The 22,604-nt window shown below is 64.6% G+C and carries 21 protein-coding genes; 13 read left to right on the top strand and 8 right to left on the bottom strand.

The features are described 5' to 3' along the window. Positions 1-7: 7 nt before the first annotated feature. Positions 8-1,207: an MFS transporter gene (locus FJ414_RS22875; protein WP_140646661.1), complete on the top strand. Its 1,200-nt coding sequence runs from the start codon at positions 8-10 to the stop codon at positions 1,205-1,207. Here FJ414_RS22875 and FJ414_RS22870 read toward each other — a convergent pair. After that, positions 1,176-2,366 (bottom strand): aromatic ring-hydroxylating dioxygenase subunit alpha, encoded by a 1,191-nt coding sequence (locus FJ414_RS22870; protein ID WP_140646660.1) that lies wholly within the window; start codon positions 2,364-2,366, stop codon positions 1,176-1,178. The two genes, FJ414_RS22875 and FJ414_RS22870, sit on opposite strands and share 32 nt — an antisense overlap. A gap of 197 nt (positions 2,367-2,563) precedes the next feature. Here FJ414_RS22870 and FJ414_RS22865 point away from each other — a divergent pair, with 197 nt between their 5' ends. From FJ414_RS22865 to cobO, 3 genes are all read left to right on the top strand, one after another. After that, a complete protein-coding gene (locus FJ414_RS22865) occupies positions 2,564-3,250 on the top strand; it encodes a gamma-glutamylcyclotransferase (RefSeq protein ID WP_140646659.1) in 687 nt (228 codons plus the stop codon). A gap of 131 nt (positions 3,251-3,381) precedes the next feature. Further along, the gene (gene cobU / locus FJ414_RS22860) at positions 3,382-3,921 is read left to right on the top strand and encodes a bifunctional adenosylcobinamide kinase/adenosylcobinamide-phosphate guanylyltransferase (protein ID WP_140646658.1); all 540 of its coding nucleotides are present in this window, start codon (positions 3,382-3,384) and stop codon (positions 3,919-3,921) included. Between the two features lies 1 nt (position 3,922). Beyond that, positions 3,923-4,552, top strand: a complete 630-nt coding sequence (cobO, locus tag FJ414_RS22855) for a cob(I)yrinic acid a,c-diamide adenosyltransferase (protein WP_140646657.1) — start codon at positions 3,923-3,925, stop codon at positions 4,550-4,552. On the opposite strand, the gene cbiB is transcribed toward cobO, so the two are convergent. Continuing rightward, a complete protein-coding gene (gene cbiB / locus FJ414_RS22850) occupies positions 4,549-5,556 on the bottom strand; it encodes an adenosylcobinamide-phosphate synthase CbiB (RefSeq protein WP_140646656.1) in 1,008 nt (335 codons plus the stop codon). The genes cobO and cbiB overlap by 4 nt on opposite strands. Here cbiB and cobD point away from each other — a divergent pair. Continuing rightward, positions 5,555-6,610, top strand: coding sequence for a threonine-phosphate decarboxylase CobD (gene cobD / locus FJ414_RS22845; protein WP_140646655.1), 1,056 nt, complete (start codon positions 5,555-5,557; stop codon positions 6,608-6,610). The two genes, cbiB and cobD, sit on opposite strands and share 2 nt — an antisense overlap. Beyond that, positions 6,607-7,116, top strand: coding sequence for a tyrosine phosphatase family protein (locus tag FJ414_RS22840; RefSeq protein ID WP_140646654.1), 510 nt, complete (start codon positions 6,607-6,609; stop codon positions 7,114-7,116). The genes cobD and FJ414_RS22840 overlap by 4 nt, the downstream gene beginning before the upstream one ends. 12 nt (positions 7,117-7,128) lie before the next feature. Here FJ414_RS22840 and FJ414_RS22835 read toward each other — a convergent pair whose 3' ends face one another. Next, a complete protein-coding gene (locus FJ414_RS22835) occupies positions 7,129-7,926 on the bottom strand; it encodes a creatininase family protein (RefSeq protein ID WP_140646653.1) in 798 nt (265 codons plus the stop codon). Between the two features lie 61 nt (positions 7,927-7,987). Continuing rightward, entirely contained in the window at positions 7,988-8,371 is a 384-nt protein-coding gene (locus FJ414_RS22830) for a RidA family protein (protein WP_140646652.1), read from the bottom strand. Between the two features lie 253 nt (positions 8,372-8,624). On the opposite strand from FJ414_RS22830, the gene FJ414_RS22825 reads away from it, so the two are divergent. The 7 genes from FJ414_RS22825 (at position 8,625) to FJ414_RS22790 (ending at position 15,410) form a co-directional block, all read left to right on the top strand. Further along, entirely contained in the window at positions 8,625-9,629 is a 1,005-nt protein-coding gene (locus FJ414_RS22825; protein WP_140646651.1) for an ABC transporter substrate-binding protein, read from the top strand. 15 nt (positions 9,630-9,644) lie between these two features. Then, positions 9,645-10,466 carry an ABC transporter ATP-binding protein gene (locus tag FJ414_RS22820; RefSeq protein WP_140646650.1) on the top strand — a complete coding sequence of 274 codons (822 nt, stop codon included), beginning with the start codon at positions 9,645-9,647 and terminating at the stop codon, positions 10,464-10,466. Further along, positions 10,453-11,304 carry an ABC transporter permease gene (locus tag FJ414_RS22815; RefSeq protein WP_140646649.1) on the top strand — a complete coding sequence of 284 codons (852 nt, stop codon included), beginning with the start codon at positions 10,453-10,455 and terminating at the stop codon, positions 11,302-11,304. The genes FJ414_RS22820 and FJ414_RS22815 overlap by 14 nt, the downstream gene beginning before the upstream one ends. 33 nt (positions 11,305-11,337) lie before the next feature. Further along, positions 11,338-12,636: a cytosine deaminase gene (locus FJ414_RS22810; RefSeq protein ID WP_140646648.1), complete on the top strand. Its 1,299-nt coding sequence runs from the start codon at positions 11,338-11,340 to the stop codon at positions 12,634-12,636. After that, the gene (locus tag FJ414_RS22805; RefSeq protein WP_181181685.1) at positions 12,636-14,036 is read left to right on the top strand and encodes an FAD-binding oxidoreductase; all 1,401 of its coding nucleotides are present in this window, start codon (positions 12,636-12,638) and stop codon (positions 14,034-14,036) included. Before FJ414_RS22810 ends, FJ414_RS22805 begins: the two co-directional genes overlap by 1 nt. 205 nt (positions 14,037-14,241) lie before the next feature. Beyond that, a complete protein-coding gene (locus tag FJ414_RS22795) occupies positions 14,242-14,823 on the top strand; it encodes an NAD(P)H-dependent oxidoreductase (protein ID WP_140646647.1) in 582 nt (193 codons plus the stop codon). Beyond that, positions 14,823-15,410, top strand: a complete 588-nt coding sequence (locus tag FJ414_RS22790; RefSeq protein ID WP_140646646.1) for an NAD(P)H-dependent oxidoreductase — start codon at positions 14,823-14,825, stop codon at positions 15,408-15,410. The genes FJ414_RS22795 and FJ414_RS22790 overlap by 1 nt, the downstream gene beginning before the upstream one ends. Before the next feature lie 144 nt (positions 15,411-15,554). Here the strand turns inward: FJ414_RS22790 and FJ414_RS22785 are convergent, their stop codons facing one another. Genes FJ414_RS22785 through FJ414_RS22770 form a run of 4 tightly spaced genes read right to left on the bottom strand, consistent with a single transcriptional unit; the run spans position 15,555 to position 22,529 of the window. Continuing rightward, positions 15,555-18,002: an FAD-dependent oxidoreductase gene (locus FJ414_RS22785; protein WP_140646645.1), complete on the bottom strand. Its 2,448-nt coding sequence runs from the start codon at positions 18,000-18,002 to the stop codon at positions 15,555-15,557. After that, positions 17,999-19,180, bottom strand: a complete 1,182-nt coding sequence (locus FJ414_RS22780; RefSeq protein ID WP_140646643.1) for a pyridoxal phosphate-dependent aminotransferase — start codon at positions 19,178-19,180, stop codon at positions 17,999-18,001. Before FJ414_RS22780 ends, FJ414_RS22785 begins: the two co-directional genes overlap by 4 nt. Further along, positions 19,180-20,079 carry a homocysteine S-methyltransferase family protein gene (locus FJ414_RS22775; protein ID WP_140646641.1) on the bottom strand — a complete coding sequence of 300 codons (900 nt, stop codon included), beginning with the start codon at positions 20,077-20,079 and terminating at the stop codon, positions 19,180-19,182. Before FJ414_RS22775 ends, FJ414_RS22780 begins: the two co-directional genes overlap by 1 nt. Continuing rightward, positions 20,076-22,529, bottom strand: a complete 2,454-nt coding sequence (locus FJ414_RS22770; protein WP_140646640.1) for an FAD-dependent oxidoreductase — start codon at positions 22,527-22,529, stop codon at positions 20,076-20,078. Before FJ414_RS22770 ends, FJ414_RS22775 begins: the two co-directional genes overlap by 4 nt. Between the last annotated feature and the right edge of the window lie 75 nt (positions 22,530-22,604).

Genomic DNA, 22,604 nt, shown 5'->3' with positions numbered 1-22,604 from the left:
AGGGCCGATGTCCACCCATGTGCGCCATCCGATCTGGCTTCCGGCCTTGCGGCCGGCGGATGCGCGCACCTTCGCTTCACTCTATGCGGTGGAATCCTTCGCTCGCGCCACCGTCTCCAGCGTGATCCCGATCCAGGCCTACGAGATCCTCCACAATGAGCGGATCGTCTCGATGCTCTACACCATCGTGTCGTTGATGGGCCTTTCGGTCACGCTGTTCATGCCGATGCTGATCCGCCGCTTCGCGCGGCGCTGGGTCTACACGGCCGGCTGCGTGCTGCTGGCGATCGGCTCCGCCTTCTTCGTCACTCATACGCTGCCCGGACAGATCGCCGGCATGCTTTGCCGCGTCATGGGGGCGAGCGCGCTGTCGATCACGCTCAACCTCTACATCATGGACCACATCCGCAAGACCGACTTCATGCAGGCGGAATCGCTGCGCATGGCGTGGTCGATGTTTGCCTGGACTGGCGGCCCGACGCTCGGCATCTTCCTCTACACGCATTTCGGCATCTATGCCGCGCATGGCGCGGTCGTGGTGTTCGCGTTCGCGCTGCTTTGCCTGTTCTGGTTCTACCGATTGACCGACAACCAATCGATCCGGCCCGGCAAGTCGCGCCCGGCCAATCCGCTTGCCAATATCGGCCGCTTCGTGAAGCAGCCGAGGCTCAGGCTCGCCTGGCTGATCGCCTTCGGCCGCTCCTGCTTCTGGACGACGTTCTTCGTCTACGGTCCGCTGTTCATGGTGATCACCGGCCAGGGCGAGCTCGCCGGCGGACTGCTGGTTTCGGCCGGCAACGCGCTTCTGTTCGTGGCGATCTTCTGGGGCAGGGCCGGCAAGCGCTTCGGCGGAAGGCGGGTCATGACCTTCGCCTATTTCGCCATGGCCGCCATGCTGTTTGCGGCAGGTGGCGTCGGCGAGGCCGCACCGCTGCTCACGGCCGCGCTGCTGCTGGGTGGCGCGCTCTTCACCATCGCGCTCGACGCGCTCGGCTCGACCGCCTTCATGCGCTCGGTGCGCACTTATGAAAGAGCGCAGATGGCGGCGGTCTACCGCACCTATCTCGACTTCTCCGAACTGACGCCGCCGCTGGTCTATTCGGTGGTGCTCGCCTTCTTCGGCCTCGGCTCGGTGTTCGTCACGCTCGGCATCCTGGCCGCCTTCTGCGGCTTCGTCACCTGGCGCTATCTGCCGAAGGCATTTTGAACGCCGCGTGACGGCCGCGCACCCAATCGTGGAAGCGGTGCAGGTCGTATTCTTCCGGCATCAGCACACCGGCCTCGTGGCGCATCGAGCGCAGGCCTTTCTGGTTGACCTCGCAGATCGCGGCGTCTTCCTCCAGCACCTGGGTGCCGAAGGCGACGATGTTGTCGATGTCGGTCTCTGCCAGCGCATCCGGGGCGAACAGCCATTCGGCGGTGAGCTCGGTCTGCTCGGGGCCGAGCGGGGAGAGCCGCACGGTGCGCATGTAGTCGACATGGCCGACGATGAACATCGAGGGCAGCGAGGTGGCGTAGGTCTGGCCGGCGGCGCGCTCGGCCGGGGTCAGGCCGGAAAAGACCGGGCCGTGCACATGGCCGTCCTTAGACCAGGTTTCGGCGCCGGCGCGCAGGCGGCCCGAGAATTCCGGATCGTCATTGTCGGCATGGCGCGACCATTCGGGATCGTCATGCCTTGCCATCAGGCCGCGGCCATAGATCGGCACCAGCCGCGACAGGTCCTTATGGACGCCCGGGCAGTGCAGGCATTCGTTGAAATTTTCCCAGAAGATCTTCCAGTTGCAGTTCATCACCTTAGTCAGCCGGTAGCCGGTGACGAGCGTTTCCAGCGGCCAGTTGGAAAGGTCGCCGGAGGCGCGATCGAAAGAGGTTTCCGCCGAGCCCTCGGGCTCCTCGGCGAGGTTGATGAAGACGAAGCCGCGCCAGAGCGAGAGCGCCACGCGGTAGAGCGGATAATCGGCCTTGTCGAAGCCGTCGGGCAAAGATTTCGACGGCACGCGCACGAGATCGCCGCGCAGCGAATAGGACCATGCGTGGTAAGGGCATGTCAGCAGCCTGGCCTTCAGCCGCCCGGCGCTTTCCTGGCAAAGCTGCGAGCCGCGATGCCGGCAGGTGTTGTGGAAGGCGCGCAAGACGCCGGTCTCGTCGCGCAGCACGACGATCTCCTGGCTGCCGATACCGAAGGTTCGGAAGGCGAGGGGCTCCGCCAGATCGGTCTCGCGGCAGACCATCAGCCAGCTCCGGTACCAGATGGCGCCCAGATCGCGCCGGTAGGCGTCGGCGTCCCAATAGGCTGCCGACGGCAAGGTCGGCTGCAGGCTGGTCAGGCCGTTGTAAGGGTCGCGCTCGCTCGGATTGGGCTGCATCGGCTTCTCCCTGCCAGAGCAGCCCAGCGCTCAATGGGATCGCTGACCTGCTCTAACTCTTTGTTTTTATGCAATTCCGGACGGTTACGCACTTTTCCTGGAATTGCTCTGATGCCAGCCGACACCCGGGCAAAGCTGTTGTCAATTGCCGGCTCCGCGCATTGTGGCGGCCACGGGAGGACCTTAAGGTCGAACGCATGCTGCCAAGAACCATGTCGCTTACCGAGGAACTGGTCGCCCGTTGCTTTCGCACGGTCGAGGATGCGGGACCGGATCCCGATGCCGCGCATCTGGATGACGCCGACTATGACGCAATGGCGCGCATGCTGGAGGCTCAGCTTCCAGCCACCGAACCGCTCTGGCTGTTTGGCTATGGCTCGCTGATCTGGAAGCCCGAGATCGAGCATGTCGAGGAGCGGGTGGCCCTGCTGCGCGGCTGGCATAGGTCCTTTTGCATGAACATGACGCGTTGGCGGGGGACCAAGGCAAGTCCGGGCCTGATGATGGCGCTGGACCGCGGCGGGCAGTGCAAGGGCGTCGGCTTTCGGCTCGGCGACGGCCACAGGCGAGAGCAACTCGACAAGATCCTGCGGCGCGAGGTGACGCTGAAGCCGACCAGCTACCATCCGCGCCTGCTCAATATGACGAGCGATGGCGGCGCGCTGCGGGCGCTGGCCTTCGTCATCAACCGCCAGGGCACCACCTATGCCGGCCCGTTAAGCGAGGAGGCGATTGTCGAAAGGCTGGCGACCTCCTGCGGCCATTGGGGCTCGGGCGCCGACTATCTCTACAACACGGTGAAGAATCTCGAGCAGCGCGGCATCCACGATGCGCATCTGTGGCGGTTGCAGCAGCTCGTCGCGGCGCGGATCGCCGCCGCGTAGCACCCGTGACCTGTGCCGCAATCGCGCCGGGCGGTGGCGGAATTTGGTTTGCCGGCCGGAGGGCTTCTGCCTAAAGTCGCGCCGTCGGCCTGATGGCCGCGACAATATTCATCCAACGGTGAAGGCAGGGAATGACTGGCGCGACAGCCGCGAGCGCAGCTTCCAATCGGAAACTGACTTTCGTCCTCGGCGGCGCGCGCTCGGGGAAGAGTTTGCATGCCGAAAGTCTGACGACGGCCTTTTCGTCACCCTGGGCTTACATAGCCACGGCACAGGCTTATGACGACGAGATGCGCGAGCGCATCGCGCTGCATCGGTCGCGGCGCGGCGAAGGCTGGGTCACCGTCGACGCGCCGCTCGAACTGGTCGGCGCAATCGAAGCCTTGCCGGACCACCAGCCGGTGCTGATCGATTGCCTGACGCTGTGGCTCACCAATCACATGCTGGCCGAACATGATGTCGAGGCCGAATGCCAGCGGCTGGCGGATATGCTGTCGCGGCCGCGCGGGCCGTGGTTCGTGGTCTCGAACGAAGTCGGACTAGGCATCGTGCCCGACAATGCGCTGGCGCGCCGGTTCCGCGATGCCGCCGGCCGGCTCAACCAGCAGGTCGCGGCGGTAGCCGACAGCGTTCTCATGATGGTGGCGGGGCTGCCGCTCAAGGTGAAATGACATGGCCGAAATCGAAGACAAGACCATTGACGACAGGGACGTCGAACGCCACCGCGCCAAGATGGCGAAGCGCAAGGCGGTGCAGGATGCCGAAGTGGCCGGCAAGACGATCGAGAAAGGGTTGCTGATCGTCAATACAGGCCCGGGCAAGGGCAAGACCACGGCCGCGTTCGGTCTGGCGCTGAGGATGCTTGGCTATGGCAAGCGCGTCGGCGTCGTCCAATTCATCAAGGGAAAATGGCACACCGGCGAGAAGGACGCTTTCGCCGCGTTCGGAAACCGCGTCGTCTGGCATGCGATGGGCGAGGGCTTCACCTGGGAGACGCAGGACCTCAAGCGCGACATCGCCGCCGCCGAAGCCGCCTGGGCCAAGGCGCTGGAACTGATGGCCGATCCGTCGATCAGCCTCGTGGTGCTCGACGAACTCAACATCGCGCTGCGCTACGACTATCTCGACCTGGAAAAAGTGGTCGCGGCGCTGAAGGCGCGCCGGGACGATCTGCATGTCATCGTTACCGGCCGCAACGCCAAGCCGCTGCTGGTCGAGGCGGCCGATCTCGTCACTGAAATGGGGCTGACGAAGCACCATTTCTCGGCGGGCGTGAAAGCCCAGCAGGGAATCGAGTTCTAAAGTGCGCTGGCGCCCTGACCACTGATCTGGATGGTCAGATAGATCACAACCGCCGACAGGGTCGCGAACAGGCCGAGCAGCAGCCAGTCGGCCACGCGATAGAGCTTCAGCGCCTGGCGGATGTCGGTGCTTTCGGCCTCGCGGCGGCCGCCTTCGCCCATGAAGGCGTCCTCCACGACCTCGCCGTCATAGCTGCGCGGTCCGGCGAGGGACAGCCCGAGCGCGCCGGCCATCGCCGCCTCCGGCCAGCCGGCATTGGGCGAGCGGTGTTTCCTGGCATCGCGTCGCATGACCTGCCAGGCGCCGCGCGGATCGGCGCCTGGGACAAGAAAGGCCGCCAAGACGATGAGCAGGCCGGTGAGCCGCGATGCGGGCAGGTTGACCAGATCGTCGAAGCGGGCGGCGGCCCGGCCGAAGGCCTCATATTGCGGCGTGCGGTGGCCGATCATCGAATCGGCGGTGTTGGCGGCCTTGTAGGCCGCGCCGCCGCCAAGGCCGCCGATGCCGGTCCAGAAGGCAGGTGCGACGATGCCATCGGAGAAATTCTCGGCCAGGCTTTCGATCGCGGCGCGCGCGACGCCCGCTTTGTCGAGCTTTTCGGGATCGCGGCCGACGATGCGTGAGACGGCGATGCGGCCGAGCGTCAGGCCGCCGGTCTCCAGCGCGTCGGCGACCTCCTCGACATGCTCGGCGAGGCTTTTCTGCGACAGCAGCGAGGAGCCGAGGATCGCGGCAATGACGAGGCCCGTGGGGAACATCATCCAGAGCAGGACATGCAGCCCCAGGCCGATCAGGCCGGGCACCAGCAGAATGACGAGCAAGGCCTGGACGCCGCGGCGGCGACGCAATTCGTCGGAATCCGTCGCGCGGTTGAGCCGGCGATCGAGAAAGGATATCAGCCTGCCGATCCAGGTTACCGGGTGGCCGATGGCGTTGAACAGCCAGTCCGGGTAGCCGAGGGTACGTTCGACGGCGAGTGACAGGAAAGCGATCAGGATTGACATGAAGCTTCTAAGCGGAGCGATTGCAGCGGTTGATCATGGCGGCAGCCTTGGCCGCGCAAGCGCGCTTTTTCCTCATGCGCCAAAACCTTTCGTGGACCTCTCGACAGGTATCAATCCGCACTCCTATCCGCTTTTCGATCTGCCCGCCACCGCCCTGTCCCGATTGCCGGAGGCAGGACAACTGCGTGAATTGGCCGAAATTGCGGCTTCGGCCTATGGCGCGCCGTCAGCGGCACATGTGGCGGCGGCGCCCGGCACGCAGATTTTGCTGCCGCGCGTCGCTTCGCTGGTGCGACCCGGCAAGGCGCTGGTGCTCGGCCCGACCTATGCCGAACACGCCCGGGCCGCGGCCATCGCCGGCCATGCGGTTGCGGAGGTCAGCGATTTCGACGCGCTGGGCGAGGCGGACCTTGCGGTGCTGGTCAATCCCAACAATCCTGACGGGCGGCTGATCGAAAAGGCCCGCCTGCTCGACCTTGCCGCGCGGCTTCGCGCCAAGAGCGGGCTGCTCGTCGTCGACGAAGCTTTCATGGATGTCGGCCCGATCGAGCAAAGCCTGGCCGGCGATGTCGGGGCGGGCGGTATCGTCGTGCTGCGCTCATTCGGCAAGTTCTTCGGCCTCGCCGGCGTGAGGCTCGGCTTCGCGCTGACGGATCAGCTGACGGCCGAGCGGCTGGATGCGCAGCTGGGGCCCTGGGCGGTGGCCGGTCCGGCGCTCGAATATGGCATCCGCGCGCTGTCGGATGCGGGATGGCAGGAGGACATGCGGGTACGTCTCGCCTCCGATGCCAAACGACTCGACGCGCTGCTTGGAAAGTCCGGTGTGCCAATCTCCGGCGGCACATCACTGTTCCGCTATGTGTCTTTCAACGATTCTCCAAGCCTGTTTTCGGCGCTCGGCGAGCGTGGCGTGCTGGTCCGTCACTTCGCTGAGCGGCTTCACGTTCTGCGCATCGGACTGCCGGGCAGCGAGGCGGAATGGCAGCGCCTCGAAGGCGCCCTTGCCACGTGGGCCGCGTGGCGCAAGGATGCACCGAAGGAGTTCGGGCAATGATCCACGTCTGTTCGCTGTCGAAGGTCGACGAGACCGTGGCAAGGACCGGTGCGCAGCGGTTGTTGTCGCTGCTCGCCGCCGGCACCGAAGTGCTCCGCCCGGCCTCGATCCCGGCGGAAAACCACCTGCATCTCGTCATGCACGATATCGCCGTCGCGCAGGAAGGCATGACCATGCCCGGCGAGGAGCATGTGCGGGCCTTGCTCGATTTCGCCTATCGCTGGGACCGGGCAAAGCCGCTGGTGGTACATTGCTATGCCGGCGTCAGCCGCTCGACCGCGTCGGCCTATATCATAGCGGCGGCGCTTTCGCCCAAGCGCGACGAGATGGAACTCGCCCGGACGCTGCGTTTCCTCTCGCCGACGGCGACGCCCAATCCACGGCTGATCGCCGTTGCCGACATGCTGCTTCAGCGCGACGGCCGCATGATCGCGGCGATCGAGGCGATCGGGCGCGGCGCCGATGCGTTCGAGGGGATACCCTTCGAACTAACGATTGAAAGTTGAGTCGCGTTTTATCTACGACAGCCAGTCTGCAAGCTTTGCCTTGCGGACATCCCTGACCAGGTTGATAAAGCCGTCGGCTTGCATTTCCGCCGTCAGGCGGCCCTTCTCGGCCGTGGCGATAGAGGCATCGCCGACCACGCCATTCGGGTTGAGGTCGCTGGCGATCCAGGCGAAGGCGTGCGTTCCGGTGTGTCGCAGCAGGGCGAATTCCTTTTCGGCGCGGGCGACATTGGAGACGAAGTCATCCGCCTTGGTCATGTCGACGAGATCAGGGCGGAAGTGCAGCATCAACGAGGTCTCGACATCGCCACCATGGATGCCGTGGCGGTCCTCGAGCTCGGTGTACATGCCGGCCGGGCGGCCGAAACGCTGCCAGCTCGTCTTCACCGACAGCATTTTGGCGCGCACGCGCAATTCGCGCGAAACGATGCCCATGATCTCTTCATTGCCGCCATGAGAATTGACGATGATCAGTTTCCGGACCCCGGCGCGGGCGACGGAGAGGCCAAGCTCGGTCCAGGCATCGACCAAGGTGGTGGCCGGCAAGGTGAGTGTTCCCGGCGCGTGCAAGTGCTCGTTCGACTTGCCGACCGCCTGCACCGGCAGGATGCGGATGTCGAGATCGTCGGGCAGGCGCGCGACCACCGCCTCCAGCATGCCGACCATGATCGAGGTGTCGGTCGAGACCGGCAGATGCGGGCCGTGCTGCTCGATCGCCGCCACCGGCAGCACGGCGATAGTCGCTTCGGCGTCGATCGAGGCATATTCGGTCGTCCGGTAGTCGCCCCACCACACACGTCTTGTCGTCACTTTTCGTCTCCCGATTGGTCTGCTGTCCGGCCTGAGGTCTAAAGACTATCCCCGGCAACAGCTAGCCTGCTGCCAGAACTTCGACCTCGACCTTGAATTCCGGACGCGCAAGGCCGGAAACGATCATCAGCGTCGAGGCCGGCGCCGGGTCCGAAAACAAGCGGTTGCGGACATCCATATAGGCCTGCAGATGTGCGCGGTCGGTGACGAAGGCGTTGATGCGAACGGTGTCGTTCAAGGTCAGCCCGGCTTCGCTCAGAATCGCGGCGATGTTCTTGAAGCAGAGCTCGGCCTGGGCGCCGGCGTCCTCGGGAACATGGTCGTCAGCCCCGATGCCCAGTTGTCCGGAGCACAGCACCAGCCGTTTTCCGGCGGGTATCTCAACGCCGTGGCTGTAGCGGGCGAAGGGCGGCTTGATCGTCTTGGGGGCGAGGTATTTCAGCATGGCATTCTCCTGTGCGCCCGCAGACTAAGGCTCGATTCGTGAAACCTTCAAGATGCGGTGCATGCCGCCAGAGCGATTATGGACAGCCGTCCAAAAAATAGGCACGATGCCTCGCGTACAGCATGACCCTTCCGGTCTCGGCAATGACTGCCGCGCAAGCGGGCGGCCCGGGCGGTGGCATGTGTCTTGCTTCTTGAACCAATGGTATCGAGCCCAGCGCGTTGCGCGCCGGAGCCAAGAGAGGGTGAGTTTTATGATCGGAAATGGGAAGGTCCTGGCGGGCTCGATCGCCTTGCTGGTGGCGGGCACACTGAGCGCGGCCGCGAACGAGAAGGTGACGTTCGGCACCAACTGGCTGGCCGAGCCGGAGCATGGCGGCTACTACCAGGCCGTTGCCGACGGCACCTATGCCGCCTGCGGCCTCGACGTCACCATCATGCAGGGCGGCCCGCAGGTCAGCGGCCGGCCGATGCTGCTTGCCGGCAAGATCGATTTCTATATGGGCGGCAATCTGCTTTCGGCCTTCGACGCGGTGCAGCAGGGCATTCCGATGCGTGTCGTCGCGTCCGACTTCCAGAAGGATCCGCAGGTCATCATGTCCCAGCCGGGGCAGGGGCTCGACAAGTGGGAGGACCTGAAGAGCGCCGACCAGTACATCATGGGTGACGAGGGTGCGCAGACCTTCTTCCAGTGGATGGTCACAGATCTCGGCTTCGATGCCGCCAAGCGCGTGCCCTATACGTTCAATCCGGCGCCCTTCATCGCCAACAAGAAGTCGATCCAGCAGGGCTATGTGACGTCCGAGCCGTTCGCGGTGCAGAAGGCGGGCGGCTTCGTGCCGAACCAGTTCCTGCTCGCCGACTATGGCTGGGATACGTATTCGACCACCATCGAGGTGATGCAGGATACGATCGACAAGCGGCCGGAGGTTGTGCAGTGCTTCGTCGATGGCTCGGCCAAGGGGTGGTACAAGTACCTCTACGGTGACAACAAGGCCGCCAACGATATGATCAAGAAGGACAATCCGGACATGACGGATGAGCAGATCGCCTTCTCGATCGAGCAGATGAAGAAGTTCGGCGTCGTCGATTCGGGCGATTCGGAAAAGCTCGGCATCGGCACAATGAACGAAGCCCGCATCCAGAGCTTCTACGACAAGATGGTCAAGGCCAAAGTCGCGCAGCCGGGCATCGACATCAAGAAGGCCTACACGCTGGCCTTCATCAACAAGGGTGTCGGGCTGGAGCTGAAGAAGTAAGGCGGCCTGCCTGAGATGATCCAGGAGAAAGTGGCTGAGACGCCGGCGGCATCGGGAGAGACCCCGATGCTGCTTGCCCTGCGCAATGTCGGCAAGGTCTTTTCCAACGGCGTGACGGCGCTGAGCAAGGTCGACCTTACGATCCGCGAAGGCGATTTTCTAAGCCTGCTCGGCCCCTCCGGCTGCGGCAAGTCGACGGCGCTCAGGCTGATCGCCGGCCTGTCGACGCCGACCTCCGGCCAGCTCGACTGGCGCGGCTCGATCGACCGCTCGAACACCGGCTTCGTCTTCCAGGAGCCGACGCTGCTGCCCTGGGCCAGCGTCTTCAACAATGTCTGGCTGCCGCTCAGGCTGAAGGGCGTGTCGCGCGCCAAGGCGGAGCCGGCCGTGATGGAGATGCTGTCGCGCGTTCATCTCACCGGCTTCGAGAACGCCGTGCCGCGTGAGCTTTCGGGCGGCATGAAGATGCGCGTCTCGATCGCGCGGGCCATGGTGACCAAGCCGCGCATCCTTCTGATGGACGAGCCCTTCGCCGCGCTCGACGAGATCACCCGCTTCAAACTCAACAATGATCTCTTGGAGCTTTGGCAGGACGAGCGCTTCACCGTCGTCTTCGTCACGCACAGCGTGTTCGAAAGCGTGTTCCTGTCCAGCCGCGTCGTCGTCATGGCCGCGCGTCCGGGCCGCGTCTTCGGCGAACTCGCCGTCGATGCGTCTTATCCGCGTGACGAAGCGTTCCGGACCTCGCCGGACTATGCCGCGCTTTGCCGGCAGGCCTCGGACGTGCTGGTGAACGCCATCAACTCAACCGCCGGACCGCGCCATGACGGCCATTGAAGACGCCACGCTGAAGCTCGATCCGGAAGAGGCGCGCCGCGCCCGCCAGGAGCGGCTGGAGCGCATCGGCAGATGGGTGCTGCCGCTGGCGATTATGGTGTTGGCGATCGTGCTGTGGGATCGCATCTGCGTCTGGAACGAGATCCCGCAATATATCCTGCCGCGGCCGGGAGTGGTGCTGCAGACGCTGCACAACGACGCGGGGCTGTTGTTCTCGTCGCTCTTGGTGACGCTCAGGATCACCTTCCTCAGCTTGGCTCTCGCCGTGATCGGCGGCGTCGGGCTAGCGGTGCTGTTCGCGCAATCGAAATGGGTGGAGATGTCGTTCTTCCCCTTCGCCATCGTGCTGCAGGTGACGCCGATCGTCGCCATCTTCCCGCTGATCAACATCTATGTGAACAACCAGACCGTCAAACTGCTGCTCTGCGCCTGGATCGTCGCTTTCTTCCCGATCCTGTCAAACACCACGCTCGGTCTGAATTCGGTCGACCGGAACCTGCGCGACCTGTTCAAGCTCAACGGCGCGACGCGCTGGCAGCAATTGCGCTATCTGCGCCTGCCGGCGGCGATGCCCTATTTCCTCGGCGGGCTGAAAATCGCCGGGGGCCTGTCGCTGATCGGCGCGGTGGTGGCCGAATTCGTCGCCGGTGCGCAGGGGCAGTCGTCCGGGCTTGCATCGCGCATCATCGAGGCCGGCTATCGGCTCAACGCGCCGCGCCTGTTCGCTGCGCTGATCCTGATCTCGCTGACCGGCATATTGATCTTCCTGGTGCTGTCGCTGGTGTCGCATCTCATCCTGCGCCGCTGGCACGAGAGCGCGCTGAAGCAGGAGCGCTAGGGTGGTTCGTCTCGTCACCCAAGGGGGTTGCAGTTGATTCCGGACAAAGCGTCATACCGGCTTGCCAATGTCCGGCTGCATGCATCGCTGACGCCCGGCCTCGCCACGGCCTTCGACAGCGACGGCTTCGCGCTTGCCGACATATCTGTCGCCGACGGCAAGATCTCCAGCATTGCCTCGCATGGCAAATCGAAGCTCCCGGCCGACGCGATCGACCTTGCCGGCCGGATCGTGCTGCCGTGCTTCGTCGATTGCCACACCCATATCGACAAGGGCCATATCTGGCCGCGAAAGCCCAATCCGGACGGCACTTTCATGGGCGCGCTCAATGCCTCCGGCGTCGACCGCGCCGCGCGCTGGAGCGCCGAGGACGTCGCGCGGCGCATGGATTTTTCGCTGCGCTCGGCCTACGCGCATGGCACCAAGGCCGTCCGCACGCATCTCGACAGCGTGCCGCCGCAAGAGGAGATCTCCTGGCCGGAGTTCGAGGCGATGCGCGAGAAGTGGCGCGGGCGCATCGAGCTGCAGGCCGCCTGCCTGCTCGGCATCGAAGGCGTGCGCGACAAGAAATGGTTCGAGAAATTGGCGAAACGCGTCGCCGCGGCCAAGGGGGTGCTCGGCGTCGTGACCTATATGGTGCCCGACCTCGAGGAACTGCTTGACCAGGTGTTCGCCCAGGCGATCGAGCATGGGCTTGATCTCGATTTCCATGCCGACGAGACCGACGACGTCGCGGCCATCTCGCTGAAGAAGATCGCCGAGGCGTCGCTGTGGAACGGCTTTGAGGGCAACATCCTGGTCGGCCATTGCTGCTCGCTCTCGCGCCAGCCGGACCTCGAGGTTCTCGACACGCTGGACAAGGTGGCGAAGGCGCGGCTTGCCGTGGTGTCGCTGCCGATGTGCAATCTCTATCTGCAGGACCGCCGCAGCAATCACACCACCCCGCGCTGGCGCGGCGTGACGCTGCTGCACGAGATGAAGGCGCGCGGCATCAAGGTGGCGGTTGCTTCCGACAACACGCGCGATCCCTTCTACGCCTATGGCGATCTCGATATGCTGGAGGTCTACCGCATGGCGACGCGCATCCTGCATTTCGACCACCCGGTCGGCGACTGGCCGAAGGCTGTAGCGGCGACGCCGGCCGAAGTGATGCGGCTCGACGGCGCCGGCACGCTGGCCGCCGGCGGCAGCGCCGACTTCGTTGTCTTCAAGGGGCGGAGCTGGACCGAATTGCTGTCGCGGCCCGAATCGGATCGCATCGTGGTGCGCGACGGCAGGGCGATCGAACGCCAACTGCCCGACTATGCCGAACTCGACGAACTGATGGTGTGATGATGGATATCGCAGAGCTGAAGCGCGATCTCGACGGGATCAAGGTCGACGACCATCCGGCCATCGTCCAGCAGAAGAGCCGCGACTTCTATTGGTACAGCCCGGTGCTGAAGGCGCAGCTCGACCATGTCACCGGCGATCTGATCGTCACGCCGAAGAACGAGGACGAGGTCATTCGCGTTCTGGCTGCCTGTCATCGGCACGGCGTGCCGGTGACGCCGCGCGGCAGCGGCACCGGCAATTACGGGCAGGCGATGCCGCTGTCGGGCGGCGTGGTGCTCAACCTTGCCGAGATGAACGAAATCAAGACGATCGCGCCGGGGCGCGTGGTGACTGGACCTGGCGCGGTGCTGGCCGACATCGATAAGGCGACGCGGGTGCAGTCCGGCCAGGAACTGCGCATGTCGCCTTCGACCTACAATACTGCTTCCATTGGTGGCTTCGTCGCCGGCGGTTCGGGCGGCGTCGGCTCGATCCGCTGGGGCGGCTTGCGCGACCTCGGCAACGTCATTCGCCTGCGGACCGTGACGATGGAGGCCGAGCCGCGCGTCATGGAACTGACCGGCGAGGACGTGCTCAAGGTCATGCACGCCTACGGTACCAACGGCATCATCACCGAGGTCGAGATGCCGCTGACGGCCTCCTACGATTGGATCGACGTCATCGTCGGCTTCGACGATTTCATGGATGCGGCCGGTTTCGGCAACGATCTCGCCGTTCAGGACGGCATTTTGGCCAAGCTGATCACACCGATCGCCGCGCCCATCCCTTACGACTATTTCAAACGGCACCAGAAATTCTTCCGGCGCGAGCAGAGCATCGTGGTGTGCATGATCGCGCCGCACGCGATGGACGCCTTTGTCGCATTCGTGCGCAGCGGCAAGGGCGAGATCGTGTTCCGGGCCGACCAGGGGGCCGATCTCAAGGGGCTGCCGCCGGCCTATGAGCTGACCTGGAACCACACGACCCTGCGGGCGATCCGGGTCGATCCGACGATCACCTATCTGCAGACTCGCTATCCGTCGCCGGACCATCTCGCCCATGTCAAGGCGATGGTCGACCGTTTCGGCGACGAGGTGCCGGCGCATTTGGAATTCATCCGCTTCGACGGCGCCATCGGCGTCGCAGGACTGCCGCTGGTGCGCTACACCACAGAAGAAAGGCTCGACGAGATCATTCGCATCCATGAGGACAATGGCTGCTGGATTTTTAACCCGCACCGCTACACGCTGGAGGAAGGCGGTATGAAGCGGACCGATGATGTGCAGCTTGCCTTCAAGCGCGATACCGATCCGCAAGGCCTCCTCAACCCGGGCAAGATGATCGCCTGGGAGAATCCCGGCTACGACTACCGCTCCGGCAAGCCGTTCCTGTTCAAGGGACTGCAGGGAGCTGGGTGAGGAGAGGTTTGCGCTTGAACACCCCCCTCTGTCCTGCCGGACATCTCCCCCGCAAGGGGGGAGATTGGCAGCTTGGGCGCTGCGGCCAACCTGCCGCGCTGATAATTGGCGAAAGCGATGCGGCAGTCCGATCTCCCCCCTTGCGGGGGAGATGCCCGGTAGGGCAGAGGGGGGTGCCTCGCGCTGACGTTCGGGATGTTGTCCCGTGAAAATCCTCGTGCTCTTCGCGCATCCGGTGGAGACCAGCTTCAACGCCGGCCTGCACCGGACGATCGTCGAGCGGCTCGCCGCGGCGGGTCATGCTGTCGACGATTGCGACCTCTATGCCGAGGATTTCGATCCGCGGCTGACGCGCGCCGAGCGGCTCGGCTACCACGACCCGCGCGGGCCGGACGACCCGGTCGCCCCCTATGTCGAAAGGCTGCGGAATGCAGAAGCGCTGGTGCTGTCTTTCCCGGTCTGGAATTACGGTTATCCGGCGATCCTGAAGGGCTTTTTCGACCGGGTCTTCCTGCCCGGCGTGTCGTTCAAGCTGGTCGACGGCAAGGTGCGGCCGACGCTGCACAATATCCGTAAAATGGCGGCCATCACCACCTATGGCGGCAGCCGTTTTCGCGCCATGCTGATGGGCGACCCGCCGCGCAAGATCGTCAAGCGCATGCTGCGGGCCACGATCAAGCCCGGCGCTTCCGTCTCCTATCTCGCGCATTATTCGATGAACCTCTCCACCGACGAGACGCGCGACGCCTTCATGGCGAAGGTCGCCGCCACGATGGACGCCTTCTGATGCGCGTGCTGGTGGTCTATTGCCATCCGGTGCCGGAGAGCTATTGCGCGGCGATCCGCGATACTGCCGTCGAGGTGCTGAAGGCAAAGGGTTGCGATGTAAGATTGCTCGACCTCTATGCCGAGAATTTCGACCCGGTGATGAGCTGCGAGGAGCGGCGCTTCTACAACGACCGGGCGCCGGAAGACCCGGCGCTCAAGCCGCATTTCGAGCATCTGAAATGGGCGCAGGCGATCCTCTTCATCTATCCGACCTGGTGGTACGGCCTGCCGGCGATGCTGAAGGGCTGGTTCGATCGGGTCTGGGCGACCGACATCGCCTTCCAGCTGCCGGCCGGAAAGGGCCGCATCAAGTCGCTGATGACGCATGTCACCAAGGTCGGCGTCATCACCACTTGCGGCGCGCCGACCTGGTGGAGCGTGGTCGTTGGCCAGCCCGGCCGCAAGACCATCCTGCGCGGCATGCGGGCGCTCTGCGCCACGCGCTGCAGGACGTTTTTCCTCGCCCACTATCTGATGGATTCCTCGACGCCGAAGAGCAGGGCGGCGTTTTTGGCGAAGGTTAGGGCGAGGCTGGAGCGGTTTTAAGATTAGCGTCCTTCTCCCCGTTCAACGGGGAGAAGATGCCGGCAGGCAGATGAGGGGCGGCGCTTCACTTGCAGAACTTGGCGCTGCCCCTCATCCGCCCTTCGGGCACCTTCTCCCCGTAAACGGGGCGAAGGGAAGGTGGCGCTACATCCTTACCCGTTCCGCCTTAGGATCATACATCGGCTTCAGCGAGGCTTCCGCCGCGAAGCGCTCGCCGGCGATCTCGATCTCGTAGGATGAGGCAAGCACGTCCGCCTCGCTTTCGCCCTCGCACGGCACGTAACCCAGGCCGATCGCGCCGCCGAGATGGTGACCGTAATTGCCGGAGGTGATCGGGCCGACGATCTTGCCGTCGCGCAGGATCGCCTCGTTGTGGAAGAGCAGGGGCTCGGGGTCTTTCAGGCGGAACTGCACCAGCCGGCGTGACAGGCCGGCTTCCTTCTTCCTGAGCACCGCGTCGCGGCCGATAAAGCCGGCTTTGCTCGTCTTGACGGCAAAGCCCAGGCCGGCCTCCAGCACATTGTCCTCGTCGGTGATGTCGTGGCCGAAATGGCGGAAGGCCTTTTCGATGCGACAGGAATCGAGCGTATGCAAGCCGCAAAGCTTCAGGCCGACATCGGCGCCGGCTTCAGCGATCGCCTCGAAGACATGGGCGGCCTGCTCCGTCGAGACGTAGAGTTCCCAGCCGAGCTCGCCGACATAGGTGACGCGATGCGCTCGGGCGAGGCCCATGCCGATCTCGATCTCCTGGAAAGTGCCGAACGGATTGGCTTCGTTGGAAAAATTGTTCGGGCTGACCTTCCGGATCAGGTTTCGCGCTTCCGGTCCCATCAGGCAGATGACGGCTTCGGCGGTGGTCACGTCGGTGATGACGACGAATTCGTCGGCGACATGCTTGCGCAGCCAGGCAAGGTCGCGCTGCAAGGTGGCGCCCGGCACGACGAGGAAATAAGCTGTTTCGGAAAGTCGCGTCACGGTGAGGTCGCTCTCGATGCCGCCCTTGGTATTGAGCATCTGCGTGTAGACGATCTTGCCCGGAGCCACGTCCAAATCGTTGGCGCAGAGACGCTGCAGGAAGGTACAGGCATCGCGGCCCTCGACGCGGATCTTGCCGAAGGAGGTCATGTCGAACAGGCCGACGCCGTTGCGCATGGCCTGATGCTCGTCGCGCTGGTTGTCGAACCAGTTCTGCCGCTTCCAGGAATAGCGGTATTCGCGCTCCTGGCCGTCACGCGCGAACCAGTTGGCGCGCTCCCAGCCCGCCACCTCGCCGAAGACGGCGCCGCGCGCCTTCAAATGTTCATGCAAAGGCGAGCGGCGCACACCGCGCGAGGTCGCCATCTGGCGATAGGGGAAATGGTCGGCGTAGAGCAGGCCGAGCGTTTCCGACACGCGCTCCTTGAGATAGCGGCGGTTCTTCTGGAAGGGCTGGGCGCGGCGGATGTCGACTTCCCAAAGGTCGAAGGGCGCCTCGCCGTCGTTGATCCATTGCGCCAGCGCCATGCCGGCGCCGCCCGAGGAGACGATGCCGATCGAATTGTAGCCGGTCGCCATCCAGTAGCCGGCAAGTTCCGGCGCCTCGCCGAGATAGTAGCGATCGTCGGGGGTAAAACTCTCCGGACCGTTGAAGAAGGTGTGGATGCCGGCGGTGCCCAGCATCGGCATGCGGTTGACGCCCATTTCGAGGATCGGCTCGAAATGATCCATGTCCTCGGGCAACTGATCGAAGCAGAAATCCTCGCGGATGCCGTCCATGCCCCAGGGCTTCGCCACCGGTTCGAAGGCGCCGAGCATCATCTTGCCGGCGTCCTCCTTGTAGTAGGCGCACTCGTCCGGCACACGCAGCACCGGCAGGCGGGAGAGGCCGGGGATCGGCTCGGTGACGAGATAGAAATGCTCGCAGGCATGCAGCGGGATGGTGACGCCGTTCTGCCGGCCAAGCTCGCGCGCCCACATGCCGGCGCAGTTGACGACGATGTCGGTTTCGATCGTGCCTTGCTCTTCGCCCTGCGCCCAGGAGACGCCGGAGACGCGACCGTTCCTGGTGTGGACCTTGGTGACCTTGACGTTCTCGATGATCGCAGCACGCCGCTGGCGTGCGCCCTTGGCCAGCGCCATGGCGATGTTGGCCGGATCGCACTGGCCGTCGAGCGGCAAATGCACCGCGCCGACCACGTCCGAGACATTGAGATGCGGGTACATCTCCTTGACTTCGCTCGGCGAAATCTCGCGCACGTCGACATCGAAGGCGCGGGCGAGCGATGCCTGCCGATAGATCTCGTGCTTGCGCTCTTCGGTCAGCGCGACGGTGATCGAGCCGACCTGGCGCATGCCGGTGCTGACCTCGGTCTCGGCTTCGAGCTTGACGTAGAGGTCGGCCGAGTATTTCGCCAGCCGCGTCATGTTCTGCGAGCCGCGCAATTGGCCGATCAGTCCGGCTGCATGCCAGGTGGTGCCGCTGGTGAGCTGCTTGCGCTCCAAGAGCACGATGTCGGTCCAGCCGAGCTTGGCTAGGTGATAGGCGACCGAGCAGCCGGAGACGCCGCCGCCGATGATGACGGCGCGGGCCTTACTGGGGATGGCCTTGGTCATGCTGCCTCGCGGCGGTAGTTGGAGGCGAAGCGGCGCACGCGAAGCGCTGCTTCCTTGAGGATGGGTTCGGGCTGGCAGAGGCTGATGCGGATGTGCCCGGCCGCAGCCTCGCCGAAGCTCGATCCGGGCATCACGCCGACCTTTTCCTTGTCGAGCAGCGCCCAAGCGAATTTCTCGTCGTCGGGCTCGACGGCGGAGACATCGAGCATGATGTACATGCCGCCTTCGGAGCCGCGCACGGTGACTTCGTTGGCGCCGCGTATGGCATCGAGGAAGACGGTGCGTCGCGCGGCATAGCGTTCGGCGATGTCCTTCACGCCATAGTGGTTCTCCAACGCCTCGGCGCAGGCGATCGAAATGAAGGCCGGCAGGCCATAGGTCGTGACCAGATTGAGGTCGGTCATCAGCGCGATCATCGCTTTCGGCCCAGTCAGCCAGCCCATGCGCCAACCGGTCATGCCGTGGCTTTTCGACATGGAGTTGATGACCAGCGTGCGCTCGGCCATGCCGGGCAGCGAACGCGGCGAGATATGCTCGCCGCCGCCAAGCGTCCAATAGACTTCGTCGGACAGCAGCCAGAGATCGTGCTCCTTGCAGACTTCCGCCAGTTGTTCGAGCCGCTCGCGCGAATAGACGGCACCTGTCGGATTGTTCGGCGTGTTGATCAGGACGGCGCGCGTGTTGGGCCTGAGCGCCGCGCGGATCATGTCCGCGCGGGGCTGGAAGCCATCTTCGGCAGGCGTCTCGACCACGGTGAAGCTGGCGCCCGCGGCGCTGAAGGTGTTGGGATAGGTGGCGTAATAGGGCGCGACGACGATGGCGTGGTCGCCAGGGTCGAGCACGCCCTGCACGGCAGCGTAAAGCGCTGCCTGGCCGCCAGGCGTGGCGATGACCTCGTCGGGTTCCGTGAGGATGCCGGCGCAAGCGGTCGCGGCGGCGGCCATCGCCTTGCGCAGGCGCGGCAGGCCAGGCAGCGGCGTGTAGTGATGGTTGCTGCCGCGGACGGCGGTGACGCAGGCTTCGATCGTTTCCGAAGGCGTGTCGAAGTCGTGGTCGCCGACCGACAGCATGATGATGTCCTCGCCGGCCTGCTTGCGGGTCCAGGCGGAGAAATGAACCTCCCAGCCATCCTTGCCGGAGGGCACGATGCCGGTAATGCGCTTGGACGGTCTGGGCATCAGGAAACTCCCGAAATCTGGTGGCCGGCCCGCGTGAGCTTGTCACGCAGGGCGGCGATATGGGCGGGGCCGACCTCGCAGCAGCCGCCGACAATGCCGGCGCCGGCATCGACCCAGCCGATGGCCTGGTCGGCATAGGCTTGCGGATCGAGATCATGGCGGGCGTGCAGCACGTCCACCGTCCCGCCATGCTTCAATGCCTCGACCGAAGTGAAGCCGTTGGCATAGGCACCCACCTGTCCCCCCAGGGCAACGAGTTCGGGCAAGGCGGCGGCGATGGCTTCGGGCCGGCAGCAGTTGAGCAGCCGGGCCGCGACCGGCAGGTCGTCGAGAGCGTTGACGGCGGCAGCAATGGTTTCGCCGCTGCGCAGGCGGGGCGTGCCGTGGTCGGCGAGCGTCCAGGACACCCATACGGGCTTGCCGCTTTCCGAGGTGGCGATGACCGCTGCGCGGGCCTCCTCGGCGGAAGCCATCGTCTCGCACAGGAACAGATCGACGCTGTCGGCCTGCTCGGCGACGATGCGGCGATAGATATCGAGCGTCTCTTCGAAGGAGATGGTCAGCGCCGGCGCGTAGCTTCCGAACAGAGGCGACAGGCAGCCGGCTATGGCTGCGTCGCCCGCTTCGTCGCGAGCCTGCCTCGCCAGTTCGATGCCGCGCTTCTGCAACGGCTTGAACAGATCTTCGGCGCCCTCGCGCGCCAGGCGTTCCGGCGTTGCCGAATAGGTGTTGATGGTGATGACACGTGCGCCGGCACGGATGAATTCCGCGTGCAGGTCGCGCACCAGGTCCGGTTCGTCGATCAGCACCCTGGCCGACCACAACGGCGTCGGCTCGGACCTGCTGCGCCGAACCAGTTCCTGGCCCATGCCGCCATCGGTGAGGATGACGGAGGTCATGCCCGCAACCTCTCATTCTTCGGATCCCACAGCGGCTCGTCGTTCTGGACGACGGCCTTGAAGCGATCGCCAAAAATCTCGATTTCGATGGCCGTGCCCGGTTGCGTGAGATCGGCGCGCAGCATGCCAAGCGCAATCGACTTGCCGACGCGGTGGCCCCAGCCGCCCGACGTCGTCTCGCCGACGATGCTGCCGCCGTGCCAGAGCGTCGACATATAGGGCGCGTCGCAATCGCTGGGATTTTCGACGACCAGCGTGACGAAACGCTTCGTCACGCCCTGCTGCTTTTCATTGAGCAAAGCCGCCTTGCCGCAAAAGTCGGGCTTGTCCCATTTGACGAAGCGCTCCAGGCCGCCCTGCAGGATCGAATAGTCGGTCGAGAGATCGCCCTTCCAGGCGCGGTAGCCTTTCTCCAGCCGCAGCGAATCCAGCGCATACATGCCGAAGGGTTTCAGCCCGTGCCTCTGGCCGGCGGCCCAGACGGCATCGAAGACTGCCGTCGTGTCGGCGACCTTGGTGTGGATCTCCCAGCCGAGCTCGCCGGCGAAGGAGACGCGTACCAGTTTCGCCCAGCGTCCGGCGATGGTCGTGTCCTGATGCGTCAGCCAGGGCAGCGTCAGGTCGGCCTCGCAAACCTCGCCCAGAATCTTTCGCGAATTCGGACCGGCGAGGATCTGGGTCGAGTATTCCTCCGTCCGGTCGGTCAGCGTGAAAGCTGCGTCGGCGGGCATGCGCGACTTCAGCCATTCGAAATCGTGCCACTGCGCCACCGCGGCGGTGATCAGCGTCATCTTGTCCTCGCCGTGGCGTACCACCGACATTTCGGTGACGATGCGGCCCTTGTCATCGGCGAAATAGACGAGGCCGATGCGGCCGGGCTTCGGCACCAGGCCTGTGACCTGCCTTGCCAGCCAGTCGGTCGCGCCCGGACCTTCGAGGTTGAAACGCGAGAAGCCAGGCAGGTCGAGGATGCCGGCGGCGTCGCGTACGGCGAGGCATTCTTCGCGCACCGCGCGGTGCCACGGACCTTCGCGGCGGAAAGTCAGCGTCGCTTCCTCGGACGTGTCGTCGCCCGGCCCGGCATACCAGGTGGCGCGCTCCCAGCCATTATAGGCGTCGAACTGGCCGCCCAGCGCCTTGATGCGCTCATGCAGCGGCGAAAGCTTGCGGTTGCGCCCTTCGGGCCAGGCATGACGCGGGAACTGGATGGCGTATTCGTTGCCATAGATTTCCATGCCCTTGGCGACGCAATAGTCGGGGGCCGAGGCAAAGCTCGTGAACCGGCGCGGATCGCAGGACCACATGTCCCATTCGGTCTGGCCCTCGGTGACCCACTCGGCCAGCACCTTGCCGGCGCCGCCGCCTTGCGCGATGCCGAAGGTGAAGACGCAGGCCTCGAAGGCATTCGGCACGCCGGGCATCGGCCCGATCAGCGGGTTGCCGTCCGGCGCGTAGGGGATCGGCCCGTTGATCACCTTGGAGAGGCCGGCGGTGCCGAGGATCGGCACGCGGGCGACGGCATCGGCGAGGTAGTGCTCGAGGCGGTCGAGATCGTCGGGGAAAAGCTGGAAAGAAAAATCCTCCGGCATCGGATCGTTGTGGGTCGCCCAATGCGCGCGGCAATCGCGCTCATAGGGGCCGAGATTCATGCCGGTCTTTTCCTGGCGCAGGTAGTAGGAGGTGTCGACGTCGCGCAGCAACGGCAGTTTCTTGCCCTGTTCCTTCGACCATGCGGCGAGTTCGGGGATTTCCTCGAACAATATGTACTGGTGGCTCATCACCATCATCGGCACTTCGCGGCCGAACATTTTTCCAACCTCGGCGGCGCGATAGCCGGCCGCGTTGATGACGATCTCGCAACGGATTTCGCCCTGTGGGGTGGTAACCACCCATTCGCCATTCTCGCGGCGCACGCCGGTGACCGGGCAGAAGCGGATGATTTTCGCGCCCATGTCGCGCGCGCCCTTGGCAAGCGCCTGGGTCAGCTGCGCCGGGTCGATGTCGCCGTCGCTCGGATCGTAGAGCGCACCCTTCAGCTCATGCGTCTCGATAAAGTGGTAGCGGCGCTTGATCTCGTCGAGGCCGACGACGTCGATGTCCATGCCCTGGTATCTGCCCATGCCCTTGGCGCGCTGGAATTCCTGCATGCGCTCATTGCTATGGGCAAGCCGGAGCGAGCCGGTGACATGGTAGTTCATCGGATAGTCGACCGCTTCGGCCAGACCCCGGTAAAGCTCGGTCGAATAGCGCTGCATGTTCATCAGCGACCACGACGAGGAAAAGGTCGGCACGTTGCCGGCGGCATGCCAGGTCGAGCCGGAAGTCAGCTCGTTCTTTTCCAGAAGCACGCAATCGGCCCAGCCGGCCTTGCAAAGGTGGTAGAGCGATGAGCAGCCGACGACACCGCCTCCGATGATCACCACGCGTGCCGTGGTCGGCAAACCCGCCATGTTCTTCCTCCAACTCAAAGCGCGACACGTCGCGCTTTGCTTCCTGTTGATGCTTGCCGTTGTCCCAAAACCGCT

The sequence above is a fragment of the Mesorhizobium sp. B3-1-6 genome, from assembly GCF_006439555.1.
In the GTDB taxonomy this organism is placed as follows: Bacteria; Pseudomonadota; Alphaproteobacteria; order Rhizobiales; family Rhizobiaceae; genus Mesorhizobium.
Note: the sequence above shows the minus strand (reverse complement) of the source record. Positions and strands in the feature narration are given on the sequence as shown.